This is a genomic window from Aquabacterium sp. NJ1 (genome assembly GCF_000768065.1).
Lineage (GTDB): Bacteria > Pseudomonadota > Gammaproteobacteria > Burkholderiales > Burkholderiaceae_C > Aquabacterium.
Genome location: NZ_JRKM01000001.1, coordinates 2142202 through 2159078 on the forward strand (window position 1 = coordinate 2142202; position 16877 = coordinate 2159078).

16 protein-coding genes are annotated in these 16877 nt (G+C 67.6%); 11 read left to right on the plus strand and 5 right to left on the minus strand.

Annotated features, from left to right (window positions below; genetic code table 11):
• A complete protein-coding gene (locus JY96_RS09205; protein ID WP_052162325.1) occupies positions 1-537 on the plus strand; it encodes a TlpA disulfide reductase family protein in 537 nt (178 codons plus the stop codon).
• Positions 538-546: 9 nt separating this feature from the next.
• Here the strand turns inward: JY96_RS09205 and JY96_RS09210 are convergent, their stop codons facing one another.
• The gene (locus JY96_RS09210; protein ID WP_035036822.1) at positions 547-1503 is read right to left on the minus strand and encodes a hypothetical protein; all 957 of its coding nucleotides are present in this window, start codon (positions 1501-1503) and stop codon (positions 547-549) included.
• A 169-nt stretch (positions 1504-1672) separates the two neighbouring features.
• On the opposite strand from JY96_RS09210, the gene JY96_RS09215 reads away from it, so the two are divergent.
• From JY96_RS09215 to JY96_RS09225, 3 genes are all read left to right on the plus strand, one after another.
• A complete protein-coding gene (locus JY96_RS09215) occupies positions 1673-3547 on the plus strand; it encodes a protein kinase (RefSeq protein WP_161784276.1) in 1875 nt (624 codons plus the stop codon).
• A gap of 16 nt (positions 3548-3563) precedes the next feature.
• The gene (locus JY96_RS09220) at positions 3564-4643 is read left to right on the plus strand and encodes a polysaccharide deacetylase family protein (protein ID WP_035036825.1); all 1080 of its coding nucleotides are present in this window, start codon (positions 3564-3566) and stop codon (positions 4641-4643) included.
• A gap of 62 nt (positions 4644-4705) precedes the next feature.
• Entirely contained in the window at positions 4706-5476 is a 771-nt protein-coding gene (locus JY96_RS09225; RefSeq protein WP_152606422.1) for a hypothetical protein, read from the plus strand.
• On the opposite strand, the gene JY96_RS09230 is transcribed toward JY96_RS09225, so the two are convergent.
• Complete coding sequence (locus JY96_RS09230) at positions 5460-6416, minus strand: LysM peptidoglycan-binding domain-containing protein (protein WP_161784277.1); 957 nt, start codon at positions 6414-6416, stop codon at positions 5460-5462. The genes JY96_RS09225 and JY96_RS09230 overlap by 17 nt on opposite strands.
• 154 nt (positions 6417-6570) lie before the next feature.
• On the opposite strand from JY96_RS09230, the gene JY96_RS22155 reads away from it, so the two are divergent.
• The 6 genes from JY96_RS22155 (at position 6571) to JY96_RS09265 (ending at position 14078) form a co-directional block, all read left to right on the plus strand.
• Positions 6571-7056 (plus strand): hypothetical protein, encoded by a 486-nt coding sequence (locus JY96_RS22155; protein WP_152606424.1) that lies wholly within the window; start codon positions 6571-6573, stop codon positions 7054-7056.
• Between the two features lie 166 nt (positions 7057-7222).
• Entirely contained in the window at positions 7223-8584 is a 1362-nt protein-coding gene (locus JY96_RS09245; protein WP_161784278.1) for a TolC family protein, read from the plus strand.
• On the plus strand, positions 8581-9249 hold the full coding sequence (locus JY96_RS09250) for a hypothetical protein (RefSeq protein ID WP_052162327.1): 669 nt from the start codon (positions 8581-8583) through the stop codon (positions 9247-9249). Before JY96_RS09245 ends, JY96_RS09250 begins: the two co-directional genes overlap by 4 nt.
• Positions 9246-10406: an efflux RND transporter periplasmic adaptor subunit gene (locus tag JY96_RS09255; protein ID WP_052162328.1), complete on the plus strand. Its 1161-nt coding sequence runs from the start codon at positions 9246-9248 to the stop codon at positions 10404-10406. The genes JY96_RS09250 and JY96_RS09255 overlap by 4 nt, the downstream gene beginning before the upstream one ends.
• 16 nt (positions 10407-10422) lie before the next feature.
• Entirely contained in the window at positions 10423-13536 is a 3114-nt protein-coding gene (locus JY96_RS09260) for an efflux RND transporter permease subunit (RefSeq protein ID WP_035036838.1), read from the plus strand.
• 53 nt (positions 13537-13589) lie between these two features.
• Positions 13590-14078, plus strand: coding sequence for a hypothetical protein (locus tag JY96_RS09265; protein WP_200883471.1), 489 nt, complete (start codon positions 13590-13592; stop codon positions 14076-14078).
• Positions 14079-14099: 21 nt separating this feature from the next.
• On the opposite strand, the gene JY96_RS09270 is transcribed toward JY96_RS09265, so the two are convergent.
• From JY96_RS09270 to JY96_RS09280, 3 genes are all read right to left on the minus strand, one after another.
• Entirely contained in the window at positions 14100-14987 is an 888-nt protein-coding gene (locus tag JY96_RS09270; RefSeq protein ID WP_035036840.1) for an acyl-CoA thioesterase II, read from the minus strand.
• 137 nt (positions 14988-15124) lie between these two features.
• Complete coding sequence (locus JY96_RS09275) at positions 15125-15316, minus strand: hypothetical protein (protein ID WP_035036842.1); 192 nt, start codon at positions 15314-15316, stop codon at positions 15125-15127.
• A 131-nt stretch (positions 15317-15447) separates the two neighbouring features.
• Positions 15448-16347, minus strand: coding sequence for a LysR family transcriptional regulator (locus JY96_RS09280; protein ID WP_052162329.1), 900 nt, complete (start codon positions 16345-16347; stop codon positions 15448-15450).
• 139 nt (positions 16348-16486) lie between these two features.
• Here JY96_RS09280 and JY96_RS09285 point away from each other — a divergent pair, with 139 nt between their 5' ends.
• The gene (locus JY96_RS09285) at positions 16487-16864 is read left to right on the plus strand and encodes a cupin domain-containing protein (RefSeq protein WP_035036844.1); all 378 of its coding nucleotides are present in this window, start codon (positions 16487-16489) and stop codon (positions 16862-16864) included.
• Positions 16865-16877: the final 13 nt, after the last annotated feature.

Consider the following 16877-nt stretch of genomic DNA (forward strand, 5'->3'; position numbering starts at 1 on the left):
ATGTCTTCCTCCCCCGCCAAGGTTCACCTCGCCTGCCAGCACCCCACCCGCCGCCAAGCCCTGGCCGCCTTGACCGCCTTGGCCGGCTCGGTCGCAGCAGGGCGTGCGCAGGCCTGGGGTGAGCCCCCTGCCGTGTCGATCAAAGGGCCCTTGCTCGACGGCCAGGCGTTTGCCAGCGAGGCCCTCAAAGGCCAGGTGCTGCTGGTGAACTTCTGGGCCTCGTGGTGCCCGCTGTGCCGTGCCGAGATGCCGGAGATCGAGGCCTATTACCGCGCCCACCGCGCGCAAGGGCTGACGGTGCTGGCGCTCAGCATGGACGAGCCTGAAGACGAAGCCAAGGTGCGCGAACTGGCCAAGGGCTGGAGCTTCCCCGTGGCCATGATGCAGCAGATCAAGCTCAGCGGCTTCGACCGCATCTGGCGCATGCCCGTGTCGGCCGTGATCGACCGCCAGGGCAAGCTGGTGCGGCAGGACTGGTTCGTGCAGACCGGGCTCAACGCGGCCCTGCTGGATGCCGTCATCAAGCCCTTGTTGTGAGGGCTCGCCTCAATAGTTGTAGTGCGCGCCCAGCGAGAAGCTGCTGCGCGGCTCGATCTGCAGGCCGTTGACGCGCTGGTACACCGGCACCTGGAAGAAGCCATACAGCTTGAACTGCTGGGTGATGTTCACGGTGGCTCCGGGGCTCAGGTAGACCAGCGTGGCGCCCGAGTTGGCCACATCGGCGTTGTCGCCAGATTCACGTTGTTCGATGCGCGCATTGAGCTGCAACTGCGGCACCACCATGCCCGCTGACACATAACGCACCCCGGCCGACAGGTTCATACCCAAACCGGGCTTGAACTCGTCCTTGGCCGTGACAGGCACTTGCAGCAGGCCTTGCGCGAAGTAATCAAAGTGCTGGTTGAGCGGGCCGAAGCGGTACAGGCCCAGCAAGAGGTCGGTCGAGCCGGTGCCCGGCTGCAGGCCACGGTCCAGCGCCTCGCCGGCCTGCGGGCCGCCATTGAAGCGCTCGCTCGTCTTGCCTGTGGGCAGCTTCAGGCCGAACTGCACGCCCCAGTTGCGCTCGGGCGAAAAACCCTGGTAGCGGCCCAGCACGCGCGCATCCCCCCAGGCGCTGGAGCGCGAGGTGGACACGTCTGTGTCGCCGTCCACGATGGTCTCGTGGTAACGGTTGATGTAGGGCAGTTGCAGGCTGATGCCCCAGTCGGCATTGAGGCCGTAATCCAGCGTCAGGGTCGTGTTGCGGTTGGCGGTCTTTTGCTGGATCTCCTGGTCGGCCGGGTAACTCACCTGCGCCGCATCAAAACGGCCTGTGCCCGTGCGCAACTCATCCTGCTTGAAGTAGTCGTAACGCAGGTCCACGCTCAGGCCGGTGCGCGTGGTCAGGCCCTGGCTGGCCCAGTCGGCGTTCAGGGTACAGCCGCAGCTGGAACAAGCCAGCGCCAGGGAAGGGCAGGCGGCCAGCAAGGCCATCGCAGCGTTCAGCGGGAAACGGGATTTCATAGGGTGCTTGGGCAGACATCAGCGAAGCGGCGATGTTACCCGCCCACCCTGCGCCATCCTCGCTCATCCTTGATCTATGGGGCTTGATTCGTTGCCGTTCTGCTGCGACGATGAAAACTTGACCCGCATCACGTCAAGCACCATGACGACCAAACCAGGAGAAGGCCCCATGAACCCGCCCACCACAGAGGGCCAGGACCTGCCCGACGAGGACAGCGAAGCCACGGTCATCGTGCCGGCCTCGCAACAGGCGCGCTACTTTGCAGCTGCGGCCGCCACCACCAAGGCAGCCGAGCCTGTACCGGCTTCACCCGCCGGGCAGCCCCAGGAGCCCGCATCGGGCAGTCATGGCCATACCCTGCCCGGCACCCTGCCACCCGGCTCCCTGCCAGGCACCACGCAGCACCAGGGCGACCTGGTCACCCGCCAGGTGGGCCGCTACGAAGTGCGTGACTGCCTGGGCCGCGGCGGCATGGCCACCGTCTACCGCGCACACGACCCCGGCATCGGGCGCGATGTGGCCCTCAAGTTCCTGCATGCCTCGCTGTGCGCCGACACCGACTGCCGTGAGCGCTTCCTGCGCGAAGCACGCGCGGCCGGCGGCCTGTCTCACCCCAATATCGTGATCGTGCACGACGTGGGCGAAATCGAAGACCGCCCCTACATGGCCATGGAGCTGCTGGATGGTGCCTCGCTGGCCGACATCCTCAGTGAAGGCAAGGCCCTGCCCATCCGCGACACCGTGGTCATGGGCATCCAGCTGGCCCGCGCGCTGGACTACGCACACAAACACGGCATCGTCCACCGCGACATCAAGCCCGGCAACATCGTGCGCCTGAAAGACGACCACACCATCAAGGTGACCGACTTCGGCATCGCCCACGTCGAGAACACCAAGGGCGAGCAGCACACGCGTTCGGGCGAGGTGCTGGGCACGCCGCAATACATGTCACCCGAGCAGACCGTGGGCGGCAAGATCGACGGGCGGTCCGACCTGTTCTCGGCCGGCGTGGTGCTCTACCAGATGCTCACGGGGCAGCGGCCGTTCCAGGGCGACAGCATCGTGTCCATCGCATTGAAGATCGCCAAGGACCAACCCGCCCCGCTGGACAAGCTGCGCCCCGACGTGCCCACCGCCCTGCGCCGCATCGTGGACCGCTGCATGGCCAAGCCGCCCGAGCAACGCTTCCAGTCCGGCAAGGAGCTGGCCGATGCGCTGGTCAAGGTGCTCGCCGAGATCGACGAGGCCGCGCTGGCCCGCAACCGCCCGCGCATCATCCCGCTGCGCGTGAAATGGGCGCTGACCATGGGCCTGATCGTGGCCGTGGTCATGGGCCTGACCGCCACGGTCACCACCAAGCGGCAATACACCGCCATGCTCAATCAGGTGACCGACAACGGCGCCGCCCTGTCGCGCTTCATCGCCGCGCAGAACGCCTTGGCCGTGCTGTCCGATGACTGGGTGTCGGTGGACGTGGCCCTGCAGGAGATCATGAAGACCAAGGACTTCGACAGCGTCACCGTCATCGACCGCGCCGGCATGGTGCGGGCAGCCAGCAACGGCGCACTGGTGGGCAAGGCCTACCAGCCGCCGGCCAGCGAAGCCCTGGGCGAGAAGGCCGGGCAGATCAAGACCTGGCGTTACACCATGCCAGGCAAGGGCAGCACCGCCATTGGCTTTGAAGCACCCATCACCTTTGCGGGCAAGAGCCTGGGGCGCGTCGTGCTGGGCCTGCCCGAGGCCCCGCTGACGCAGGTGGCGCGCCTGTCCATGACGCTGATGGCCGTGTTGGTGCTCGTCACTGTGCTGGCCGTGGCCCTGGCCATGTACTTCGTGGCCAACTGGTTTGCCCGCCCGATCAAGCTGGTGGCCGAATCCATGGAGCAGATCGCCAAGGGTCGTTTCGACCACCGCATCGCCGAGCACCGCAAGGACGAGTTTGGCGAGCTGTACGTGTCCTTCGACCAGATGGCCCAGGCCCTGCAAGACCGAGCCGCCGGCGCCGCGGCCACCACCATGCCACCGCACAAGGCTGCGGCCTGAACCAGTGAGGTTGCACATGGGGCGCTTCGCTCAGGCCTTGCGCAGCATGCGGATCACGCTGAGCATGCTGGCGCTGGCGGTGCTGGCCTCGTGTGCCCATGCACCCCCGTCCGGCACCGCCACATCCACGGCGGGCGCGGCCACACCAGGCAAGGTGCTGGGCCGCAGCGACAAGCTGGTGATCTACCAGCGCGCCCCGGGCGAAACGCTGCGCCAGGTCGCGGCCCGCTTTCTGGGCTCGCCCGAACGCGACTGGGAGATCGAGGATTTCAACCGGTCCTTCAACCCATCTTTCAACCCACAGCCCACGCCCCCCGATGGGCCACAAGCCCAGCAGACACTGGTGATCCCGCTCACGCAACGCAACCCCTTGGGCGTGTACAGCGACCGCTACCAGACCGTCCCCATCCTCTGCTACCACCGCTTTGGCCGCACCAGCAACGGCAAGATGACGGTCTCGGCCACGGCCTTCGCAAACCAGCTGGACTGGCTGGTTCGCAACCGCTATCACGTGCTCAAGCTGGCCGACCTGCGGGCCTGGCTGGACGGCCAGCGCGCCCTGCCCCTGCGCTCTGTGGTCATCACGGCCGACGATGGCTATGCGTCCTTCTACCACCATGCCTTCCCGCTGCTCAAGCAATACGGCCCGCCGGCCACCTTGTTCGTCTACACCGATTTCATCGGCGCGGGCGATGCGGTCGACTGGGCGGAGCTGCAGGAGATGAGCCGATCGGGCCTCATCGATGTGGCGGCCCACTCGCGCACGCACCGCAACCTGATCGAGCGCGCCAGCAATGAAAGCGACGAGGCCTACCAGCAGGTGCTGCTCAACGAAATCCGCACACCGCAAACGCTGCTGTCGCAAAAACTCGGCATCCCCATCGAGCACTTTGCCTACCCCTATGGCGATGCCAACGAGGCCGTGCTCACCATCATGGCGCGCCAGCGCTACCGGCTCGCGGCCACCGTGAACCCTGGCGGCAACGCCTTCTTCTCCGATCCGCTGATGCTGCGTCGAACCATGATCTACGGCGACATGAGCCTGGACGACTTCAAAGCGCGCCTGCAGATCAGCCGCCCGACGGTAGGACGATGATGGTGCGCACGATCGGCGCCTCGCGCTCGGCACGACCCTGGCCCTTGGCTATGGACCAGGCCGTGGCATGGAGCCTGGTCGCCTCGCTGCTCTTGCTGAGTGCCTGCGCCAGTGTGTCGCCTTCCAGCGGCACACTCACCGCCGGGCAACCCGCCACACCCTTTGAGCAACAACAACTGGTGCAGGCGCGCGCGCAGGCTGCACAAGGGCACCTGGCCGAAGCCGCCACCCACTGGGAGGTGCTCAGCGTGCTGCGCCCCAACGAGCCCAGCTACGCCCGACAACTGGCCCAGGTGCGCGCCCAGATCGAACGCGAAGCCAGCACCGAACTGGCAGCAGCCAGGGCGGCCCGCCAACGCGGCGCCATCGATGAAGCCAGCCAGCATGACCTGGCGGTGCTGGCCTTGCAGCCGGACAACGAAGCCGCTGCCGACGCGCTGCGCGCCATCGAGCGCGAGCACAACAAGCGCGAGCATCTGGGGCGCTATGCCCGAGTGACCCTGGGCAGCCGTTCGAACAAGGACAGCCTGCAGACGGGCGGCCAGGCAGCCACCGCCTTGTCGGCCCAACGCAATGACCTGGAGCACGCCGCCTTGCTGGCGGGCCAGGGTGAATTCGATGACGCCATCAGCCTGCTGAACCAGCGCCTGAAGGCCCGCCCGCAAGACGCCGCAGCCAAGGAGCAACTGGCCGACATCTACTTTGCCCAGGCCGAAGCCCTGGCGCCACGTGACAAGGAAGGGGCCATCGCGGCATTGAGGAAGTGCCTGCAATTGCAGCCCCGCTACGCCGCGGCCCGCAGCCGCCTGGCGCAGCTCACTGCAAAGCCTTGACCTTTTCCTTCAAGGCGATGGCCTTTTGCCGCTCCAGCCGGGCGGTGTCATTGCCCGGGTCCAGCTCCAGCACCTTGCTCCAGTTGGCGATGGCACCATCCAGATCCTGGCGTGCCAGCGAGGCCCGCGCCTTCTGGGTGTGTTGCTCGATCAACTTCTTGCGTTGCGCCTCGGCCTTGGCTTTGGCCGCCGCAGCCGTGTCCACCGACGGGGCGGGCTCGGCCACGGCAGGCGCAGGCACTGGGGCGGGCACGGACGCCGCCGCAGCCGGTGCGGGTGCCGGGGGGGCCACGGGCACAATGGGAGCAGCAGGCACCACCACCGGCGCAGGTGCCGCCGCAGCGGGTGGTGCCTGCCGGGCCGGCCTGGGCGCCGGCTTGGCCACCGGGCGGGCCGGTTCGCGCTCCTCCACCGCAGGCGCGCGGCCTGGCACCCGGATCACCTGCCCACCTGCCAGCTGTTTCGGCACCTTGATGTCGTTGTAGCGCGCCAGGCCGTAGAACAGGTAGATGTCACCCATGTAGTGCCCGGCGATCCTCGACAGGGACTCGCCCGGCTTGACCGTATAGCTGAAGGATTCGCGCCCGAACAGGGTCAGGGGGTCCAGGTTCAGCTGCCGCAGCAGGCTCAAAGCCAGCTTGTTGTTCGGGTCCAGGCCCATGGCCTTGCGCAACAAGGCACGGGCCTCGTCCTCATGGCCATCCTCCAGTTCCTCGACCGCGGCCTGGGCCTCCTTCTGGGCCTGCACCTGCGCAGCTGCGCTGGGCGGGGCACTGGGCGCGGCGGGCTCAGGCGGCCCCATCTGCGCCCCGGCGGGCGGCGCCTGCAACACCGGCTCGGCCGCCGGTTTGTGAGACGCGCAGGCAACGACCAGCCCGGCCAGACCGATGACGGCGGCCCGTGCTCCCCAGGCCCGCCAGATTGATGGAGTTGCTTGCATAGTGCTGTCCATTTTGCAGCGATTCCGTCAAATTCATGCGCTACGCTTTGAGCGCGATCAGATGGTCGCCTGCAAAAAAGCCTTGACCTTCCCCCCGTGTCAGGGTTCATAGTAGCCAAATACCTTCGATCCGACACCTCTGTTGCACCACGCCATGCCGTTTCGCCCCAGCCTTCACCACCAGCGCCGCTTCTGCGGCCTGATGCTGTTGCTGTGGCTGTTCGCGGTGCTCAGTGGCACGGTCAACGCCTGCGTGCTGGCACAAACCGCCCAGCCCGCCCACCATGAACATGCAGGGCACGCGCTTGCCCATGACGCCGTCGCGGGCATGGCCCACGAGCATGCGGATGACGCGGTGGACGAGCACGCGGATGAGCATGCGGCTGACCACGCAGATGCGCAGGCGGCCCACCACCACGCCGACGCGCACCTGGCGTGCCACAAGTTCTGCCAGGACGAAGCCCGCACCCTGCCCCCCAACAAGCACCTGGATGGCGCCGACTTCACGCCCATCCTGCTGCTGTACGGCAGCCCCCTGCTGCCCGAGGTGACGGCCCCCCAGCCTGTCGCCCAAGCGCCGCAACGGCCCCCCGCCCACGGCCCGCCCCTGGTCATACGCCTTCTGCGTCTGGCCCTATGACACCACCCGGCAACTGATCTGGTGCGAGTTCGTTCGCGCCAGCGGTTGCCTTTTGCATGGCTCCTCGCGGTCTGACCGCGACCGGGGCCATTCGCCGTGCCCCTGGTGCCCCTCCCGTCCTGCTGATGCCCGCATGCCCTGCCGTGCGCTCCACCGCCTCGCCATCATGAGCAACCGCCCGTTGAACCCCCTACCGCGCCAGACTGCCCGGCTGTGGTGGCCCCTGCTGACCCTGCTGTTGACCCTGGGTGGCCAGCGCGCGCACGCCCAGGATGCGCCCTCCAACGTGACCAGTGCGCAAGCCACCGACCTGGCCAGTGCCCTGAGCCGGGCCAGCGCACGCGACCCCCAGGCCGCCCAGTTGAGCGCACGACTGAACCAGGCCCAGGCCGCGCTCGACATCGCGCACAACCTCACCCCCGGCCCCGCCGCCGTGTCGCTCAACCACCTGAGCGACCGCCTGCAACGTGACCAGGGCCGCCGCGAGTGGGAGGTCGAGCTCGCCACCCCGCTGTGGCTGCCGGGCCAGCAAGGCGCCAGCCAGCGCCAGGCCGAACGCGCCCTGGCTGAGCTGCAAGCCCGCCTGGCCCTGCGCCAGCTGGAACTGGCCGGCGAGCTGCGCAACAGCTGGTGGCAACTCGCGTCAGCCCGCGCCGCACGCGAACTGGCCCAGCAACGCCTGCAAACCGCCACCGCCCTGGAACAAACCGTGCAGCGCCGCTACCAAAGCGGCGACGTGGCCCGCGTGGACGCCAACCTCGCCCGCACCGAACGCCTGAGCGCGCAAGCCGAGGCGCTGGAGGCGGACACCACCTTGCTGCAAGCGCAGCAGGCCTACAGCGGCCTCACCGGCCTGCCCCCGCCAACGGCCCTGCCACCCGAAGCCGCGCCCACCCTGCCCTCAGCCGGCCAAACTGCCCCCGAAACCCGCGCTGATCACCCCCAATGGCTCGCCCTGCAAAGCGCCGTGGCACTGGCCAACAGCCGGCTGGCCCTGGTGGACAGCAGCCGCCGTGACGCGCCCGAACTGGCGCTGCGCTGGACCACACAACGCAGCGACGCCTTCAGCCCGTCTGATCAGGCCATCGGCGTCAAACTCACCGTGCCACTGTCATCGGGCGACCGCGTGCGCCAGGAGAGCGCTGGCGCGCGCGCCGACCTGGCTCAAGCCGAACGTGAGCTGGCCATGCTCGGCACCCAGCTGGACCAAGCCCTGCAACGCGCCAGGAGCGAACTGGCCACCGCCCAGACCCAGCTCGAGCTGGCCACCACGCGCTGCGAGCTGACCACAGACAACCTGAAGCTCGCCCAACGCGCCTTCGACCTGGGCGAGCAAGACCTGCCCACCCTGCTGCGCGCCCGCAGCGCCGACCACGAGGCGCAAGCCTGGCTCACCCGCCAGCGCATCGCCTACCAGGCCGCCGTGTCGCACCTTCAACAAGCCCGAGGCCTGCTGCCGCAACCGGCCACCGCCGAGCCCGCCCAGGCACAGCCCACCCCGTCTCAGCCGAACACGCCTCAACCATGAAGCCCCTTGCACACACGCCCTCCACCGCCATCGCGGCGCCCACCCTGCGCATGTGGCCGCATCCTGGCTGGCCCGCCCAGGCTGCGCTGCTGGCCCTGATCGTGGCCCTGAGCCTGACCTTGACCAGTGCCCCAGCCTGGTCCCATGGCGGCGAAGACCACGGTGATGCGCCCGCCCTCAGCACACCCACCCAGCAAGCCCCCCGTGCCAGTGCCCAGACCGACAGCTTCGAGCTGGTGGCCGTGCTGAACCAGGGCGATGCACCTCAAGCCCCCACCTTGACCATCTACCTGGACAAGGTCGACACCAACGAGCCTGTGGACCAGGCCAGCATCGACGTGGAAAGCGGGGCATTCAAGGCCAGCGCCAAGCCCGTGGCGCCCGGTGTCTACAGCGTGCCCGCCGCCGCGCTGGCCAAGCCCGGCCGCTACCCGCTGACCTTCACCGTGCAAAGCGCCGATAACGCCGACCTGCTGGATGCCACGCTGGTCACCACGCCGCATGGGGCCACGGCAGGCCATGAAGCCGATGAAGCCCATGACCACGCCCCCCAGGCCAGCGCCCTCTCCGCCCTCCGCGCACGCTGGCCCTGGCTGGCTGCTGGCGCCACCTTGCTGATTGCAGCCGCGTGGCTGGGTCGCCGACTGAAAGAAAGCCGCACATGAACAAGCTGCGCCCCCGCCCCCACCAAACTGGTGCCCTGGCCTTGCTCGCCCTGGCCGCTTTCATCTGGACGCCGCTCGCCCAAGCCCACGGCGACGAGCCCCACGACGATCAGCCCCCACCCAGGGCCGCCGCCCCTTTATCGAATGCCGCGTTGAAAGACAGCACCGCCCCGCAACGCCTGCCCGATGGCAGCCTGTGGGTGCCCAAACCCGCCCAGCACCAGCTCGGCCTGCGCACCCAAGCCGCCCAGGTGCAGCGCCATGCCATCGCGCTCGAACTCAATGGCAAGGTGCTGCCCGACCCCAATGCCGGCGGCCGTGTGCAAGCCACCCAGGCCGGCCGCATCGAAGCCGGCCCATCAGGCCTGCCCATGCTGGGCGCCACCGTGCGCAAAGGCCAGGTGCTGGCTTATCTGCGGCCCGTCGCCAGCAGCCTGGAGCGCGGCAACCAGCAAGCCACCCTGGCTGACCTGGAGGCGCAATACGCCGTGGCCGAGCGCAAGCTGGCCCGTTATGCGCAGCTGGAAGGCAGCATCCCGCAAAAGGACATCGATGCCGCCCGCATCGAGCGCGACGCCTTGCGCCAACGCCGCGAGGCCGTGCGCAACAGCGTCAGCCAACCCGAAGCGCTGACCGCACCGGTCAACGGCGTGCTCGCGGCCAGCCACGTGGTGCTCGGCCAGGTGGTCGACGCCCGCGAGCTGCTGTTCGACATCGTCGACCCCACGCGCCTGATGGTCGAAGCCCTGGTCTACGACCCCGCGCAGACCACAGGCCTGAGCGAGGCCAGTGCCGTGGTACCCGGCGGCGAGGTCGCCCTGCGCTTTGCCGGCGGCGGCCAGCAATTGCGTGACCAGGCCATGCCCGTGCTGTTTCGCGTGATGCGCAGCACCGCCCCGCTGGCCGTGGGCCAGACGCTGGCCATCACGGCACGCGGCCAGCAGACCGTGGAAGGTGTGGCCATCCCGCGCAGTGCCCTGGTACGCCGCCCCAGTGGCGACACCATCGTGTGGCGCCATGACGCACCCGAACGTTTTAGCGCACGCGTGGTCCGTTTCGTGCCGCTGGATGCCGAGCGCGTGGTAGTGACCCAAGGCCTGCAAGCCCATGACCGCGTCGTGACCCAGGGCGCCAGCCTGCTGGCCCAGGTGCGTTGAGCATTGAGGACACCCCATGTTTGACGCCCTCATCCACACCAGCCTGCGCCAGCGCCTGATCGTGCTGGCCCTGGCCTTGCTGCTGGTGCTCTACGGCAGCTTCACGGCCAGCCAGATGCCCGTTGACGTCTTTCCGGACCTCAACAAACCCACCGTCACGCTGATGACCGAAGCCGGCGGCATGGCCCCGGAAGAAGTCGAGCAACTCGTCACCCTGCCGATTGAGACCAGCCTCAACGGCATGCCCGGCGTGACACGGGTGCGCTCGGTCTCGGGCATTGGCCTGTCTGTGATCAACGTCGAGTTCGACTGGGGCTCGGACATCTACCTCAACCGCCAGCAGGTCAACGAACGGCTCGGCCTGGTGCGCGAGCAACTGCCCGCCGGCATCACGCCGCAACTGGGCCCCATCTCGTCCATCATGGGCGAGGTCCTGCTGATCGCCCTGCCCGCCGACCCGGCCAAGCTCAGCCCGATGCAGGCACGCGAGTACGCCGACTGGGTCATGCGCCCACGCTTGCTGACCGTGCCCGGCGTGGCCCAGGTCATCCCCATTGGCGGCGAGGTGCGCCAGTACCGCGTCGAGGTCAAGCCCGAGCAGCTGCGTGCCCTGGGCATCCAGCGCGAACAGGTGACCGCTGCGCTGCAGGCTTTTGGCACCAACACCAGCGGTGGCTTCCTGCCCTCGCAAGGCCGCGAATACCTGGTGCGCCAGCTGGGCCACACCAGCCGCATCGAAGACCTGCAACGCGTCGTGGTGGGCTCGCACAATGGCCAGCCCATCTTGCTGATGCAGGTGGCCGACGTGCGCATCGCCGCCGCCACCAAACGCGGCGATGCCAGCTACCAGGGCAAGCCCGCCGTGATCCTGTCGGTGCAAAAGCAACCCGGCGCCGACAGCGTGCGCGTCACACACGATGTCGAGCAGGCTTTGAAGGACCTGGCCCGCTCGCGCCCTGCCGGCGTGGCCGAGCCGCGCTTCCTGTTCAAGCAGGCCGACTTCATCACCCACTCGGTCAACAACGTGGAAGAAGCCTTGCGCGATGGCGCCGTGCTGGTGGCCATCGTGCTGTTCATGTTCCTGCTCAATGTGCGCACCACGCTGATCTCGCTGAGTGCGATCCCGCTGTCGCTGCTGGTCACCGCGCTGGTCTTCCACTTCATGGGCCTGTCGATCAACACCATGACGCTGGGCGGCCTGGCCATTGCCATTGGCGAGCTGGTGGACGACGCGGTGGTGGGCGTGGAAAACGTGCTGCGCCGCCTGCAGCTCAACCGCCAGGCCACCGAGCCCAAGCCCGTGGCCGAGGTGATCGCGCAAGCCACGCTGGAAGTGCGCTCGGCCATCGTCTACGCCACGCTGATCATCGTGCTGGTGTTCGTGCCGCTGTTCGCGCTGCCGGGCATCGAGGGGCGCTTCTTCTCGCCGCTGGGCGTGGCCTACATCGTGTCCATCCTGGCCAGCATGCTGGTGTCGCTCACGGTCACACCCGTGCTGGCGTATTACCTCTTGCCCAAGCTGCTCAAAGGGCCAGGCCAGGACACCCACGACACGCCACTCGTGCGCCAGCTCAAGCGCCTCAACACCCGCGTGCTGCACTGGGCCTTTGCGCATGGCCGCACGCTGCTGGCCTTGTCCGCCCTGGCCGCCATCACGGCCGTGGCCTCGCTGGCCTGGATGCCGCGCGCCTTTCTGCCGCCTTTCAACGAAGGCACGCTGACCATCAGCCTGCTGCTCAACCCCGGCACCTCGCTGGCCGAATCCGATCAGGTTGGCACCCTGGCCGAGCAGTTGATCGCCAGCGTGCCCGAGGTCGTGCAAGTGGGCCGCCGCACCGGCCGTGCCGAGCAGGACGAACACGCAGAAGGTGTGCATTCTTCCGAGATCGAAGCGGACCTCAAGCACTCTGATCGTTCACGCGAGCAGATCATGGCCGACCTGCGCGCCCGCCTGGCCGCGCTGCCTGCCGTGGTCAGCATTGGCCAGCCCATCTCGCACCGGCTGGATCACCTGCTCTCTGGCGTGCGCGCGCAGATCGCGCTGAAGGTCTATGGCGATGACCTGGACACCTTGCGTGGCCTGGCCGCCGATCTGCAAGCCCGCCTGCAAGCCGTGCCGGGCCTGACGGACCTACAAACCGAAAAGCAGGTGCTGATCCCGCAACTCAAGATCCGCATCGACTACGACGCGGCCTCGCGCCTGGGTGTGGCGCCCGGGCCCTTGCTGCGCGCGCTGCAAGAGCTGATCGAGGGTGAGCGCATCGGGCAGATCACACAAGGCGCGCGCCGCTTCGACCTGGTGATGCGCCTGCCCGATGCAGGGCGTGAAGCCAGCAGGCTGGATCAGTTGCTGATCGAGACGCCCACCGGCCACGTACCCCTGTCGCAACTGGCCAGTGTGGAAGAGGGCGACGGCCCCAACCAGATCAGCCGCGAGAACGCACGCCGGCGCATCGTGGTCTCGGCCAACACGAACGGGCGCGACCTGTCTGCCGTGGTGGCCGACATCCGCGCGGTCCTGGCCGCACAGCATCTGCCTGAGGGCTACAGCACCGCGCTGGAAGGCCAGTTCCAGGCGCAGGAGCAGGCCTCACAGCGCATGCGCTGGCTGAGCCTGATCTCGCTGAGCCTGATCTTCATGGTGCTCTACAGCCGTTACCGCTCGGCGGTGCTGGCCGCCATCATCATGGCCAACATCCCGCTGGCCCTGGTGGGCAGCGTGATCGCCTTGTGGTGGTCCGGCCAGCCCTTGTCGGTGGCCGCACTGGTGGGCTTCATCACGCTCACGGGTGTGGCCACCCGCAACGGCATCCTCAAGGTCAGCCATTACATCAACCTGTGCCGTGACGAAGGCGAAACCTTTGGCCAGGCCCTGATCGTGCGCGGCTCGCTGGAACGCCTCACCCCGGTGTGGATGACGGCCCTGGTGGCGGCCTTTGCCTTGTTGCCGCTGTTGATGTCAGCCAATGCGCCGGGCAAAGAGATCCTGCACCCGGTCGCCGTGGTGATCTTCGGCGGCCTGATCAGCGCCACGCTGCTGGACACGGTGCTCACGCCGGTGATGTTCTGGCTGTGGGGGCGCCAACCCCTTGAGCGCTTGCTGCAGGCTCGTCAGGACGAGGCCTTCTGACGCCTGCTTCTCAACGCCTTTGTCACCTCACCTTGTTCAACAGGAGAACCACGATGACCTCATCGACCGCACGCGCACAGCAACCACAGCACGCACCGCGCCGCCAGTGGCTGGCCCACGCCCTGATCGGCCTGACCGGACTGCTGGGCCTGATCGCCCACACCCCCAGCCTGGCGCATGACGACGCCTACCTCGACACCCTCACCGCCCCGCATGGTGGGCAGATCCGCATGGCGGGCATGTGGCACCTGGAGCTGGTGCTGGACAAGACCGCCAAGGGCGACAAGCCGCAGGCAGTGGACGTGTACGTGACCGACCATGCCGGCACCAAGCAGGAGGTGAAGGGCGCCGTGGGCTCGGCCACGCTGCTGTCGGCGGGGCACAAGCTCACCGTGCCGCTCAAGCCCGTGGGGGACAACCACCTGCATGGCGAAGCGCCTTACACCGCCAGCCCCGACCTCAAGGCCATCGTGAGCGTGACCATGCCCGGCGAGGATGCGCAGCAGGCGCGCTTCACGCCGCTGGCACCGCGCGCCAAGTAACGGCGAGCGTGAGCTGAGCGCTCAAGCCGAGCGCTTGAGCCAGGGCCGCACCATGCCCTCCTGCATCACCGAGGCCACCAGCTGGCCCTCGCGTGTGTAGAAGCGGCCCTGGCACAAGCCACGTGCACCGCCCGCGCTGGGTGAGTCAAAGACATACAGCAGCCAGTCATCGAGGCGGAAGTCTCGGTGGAACCACATGGCGTGGTCCAGGCTGGCCATGCGCACCTCGCCCTTGAACAGGCTCAGGCCGTGCGGCGCAATGGCCGCGAGCAGCAAGCCGTGGTCGGAACCATAAGCCAGCAGGGCGCGGTGCACGCTGGGGTCGTCCGGCAAGCCGGCCATGGCGCGCACCCAGATGGCGGTGGGGCCTTCGCGCTTGGGTGGGTTCAACAGGTCCACGGGCTCGACGGGGCGGTACTCCAGCCCGCGTGGCGCCAGGGTCTTGTCATGGAAATAAGGCGGCAGATGCGGGATGAGCGCCTGGCGCAATGCATGTTCGCTTTGCAGCCCCTCGGGGCCGGCCACCTGCGGCATGGGCGCCTGGTGCTCGATGCCATCGGACACGGTCTGGAACGAGGCGTTCATCTCGAAGATGATGTTCTCGCCCTGGCGCGCCACCACGCGGCGCATGCTGAAGCTGCGGCCATCGCGCACGCGGGTCACTTCATAGTCGATCGGGGCGTGTTCACCGGGCAGCAGGAAGTAGCCATGCAGCGAATGCACAGGCCGATCCGGCGCCACGGTCAGGTAAGCCGCACGCAAGGCTTGTCCCAAAACCTGACCACCAAACACCGCGGGCGTGCCGATGTTGTCGCTCTGGGCGCGGAAGTGATCCCCGCCCACGGCATCCAGTTGCATCAAGGCCAGCAGTTGGTCAACTTGTTGACGATCGTGGGTGGAATCGGTCATGGGCACAGCAAACAAGGAAGACAGACACAGCCTGGCAGTATGCAGGCATTGCCCATGCCGTCTGCGATGTCGTCATCCTCGGCCCCATGAAAAAAGGCCGGGGCATGCCCGGCCTTTTGGCGCAAACCAGCGAAGGCTTACTTGCTGGCAGCAGGTGCAGCAGCTTCAGTCTTGGCAGCAGCCTTGGCCTTGTGGTGCTTGACCTTGTGGTGCTTGGCAGCAGGAGCCGAAGCAGCAGCCGGGGCGCTGGCAGCGGCAGCAGGTGCCTGAGCGAAGGAAGCGGCAGCGAACAGACCCAGAGCGGCGGCGATGATGAGCGACTTTTTCATGATGAACCTTTCAGTACAGAACCAGTTTGGTGGTTTGGAAGTGGCTGATGTGTTCAGCCATGGTTCCTTAACGGGGCCTTGGCACCACCGGTTGACAGGCTGCCAAAAAGATTTCGCCGCCTCGGGTTCGGTCAACGAGCCCGGTCCCGCAGGGCCTCCAGCGCATCCAGCGCCAGGCGCACCCGCGGTGGCACCAGGCGTGACGAAGGCATGACCGCGCTGATGGGCATGGGCGCAGGGCGGCACGCTGGCAGAACCTCGACCAGCTGGCCAGACGCCAGTTCATCGCGCGCCATGTAATCGGGGATCTGCGCCAGGCCCAAGCCCCCTACCGCGGCGGCCACCATGCCCTCACCATCGTTGACCAGGGCCCGGGGCTCCGGGTGCAGCTCCACCTGCCTTCGCGCTTGCCGCAATTGCCAGGGCCGGTTGCGCCCCGACGAGGGCTGGCGAAACAGGACAGTCGCGTGCCCCGACACCTCTTCGATGCGCGATGGCGTGCCGTGTTGTTCAAGATAGTGGGGGCTGGCCACCACGATGAGTTGCTGCGAATCGATGCGCCGGGCGATCAACGTGGAGTCGCGCAGGCTGCCTGCCCGGATGGCCAGGTCCAGCCCATCGCGCACGATGTCCGAGTAGCTGTCCTGCAGGCGCACATCGAGTTGCAGCGTGGGGTGTTCGCTCACCAGGCGGGCCAGCAAGGGCAGGACAAAACGGCGGCCATAGGTGATGGGCACATCGATGCGCAAGGTGCCCGTGGGCTGGGCACGCGCGCCTGCGGCTTCGGCTTGCAGATCGTCCACCTCGGCCAGCACACGCTCGCAACGCTTGAACAGGCGCTCGCCGTCCGGCGTCAGGGTGACGCGCCGCGTGGTGCGGTGAAACAGCTTCACGCCCAAGCCTTCTTCCAGCCGGGCCACGCTCTTGGCAATGGTGGAAGGTGAGCTGCCCAGGTCACGCGCGGCCTCGGCAAAGCTGCTGCGGCGCGCGGTTTGCGCAAAGGCCAGGAATTGCTGCAGTCCGCTGCTCATGGTGTGCCCCCAATTGATTGCCGAATATTTGTCGGCAATGTTATGACACTGAAGCCTCTTCTCATCAAGGCCCGCCATCCAGATACTGCGTGCAGTCCCAGGCGCCTTTGGACATTCATCCACCCGACACGGAGTCACCATGAAAGTCAACGACGATGCCCGCCCGAAGGCGAGCCCCCTTCCCGGTATTGCCCACATCACCCTGGCCAGCCATGTTGATGGCCTGAGCGAGTTGTCCGTCTGGCGCCAGAGCATGAGCCCCGGCGCCGCCACGCCGCCCCACCACCATGATTGCGACGAGGTGGTGCTGTGCCTGGCCGGTTGGGGCGAGGTCCACAGCGATGGCCAGGTGCAACGCTTTGGGGCCGATGCCACCCTGGTCCTGCCCGCCGGGCGCGATCACCAGATCTTCAACGTCGGCCCCACGCCGCTGGAAACCATCGGCATCCTGGCCGCCACCCCGGTGGTGACGCGCCAGCCCGATGGCGTCGAGCTGGCGCTGCCTTGGGTCAGTTGAAGCAGCCAGGAGA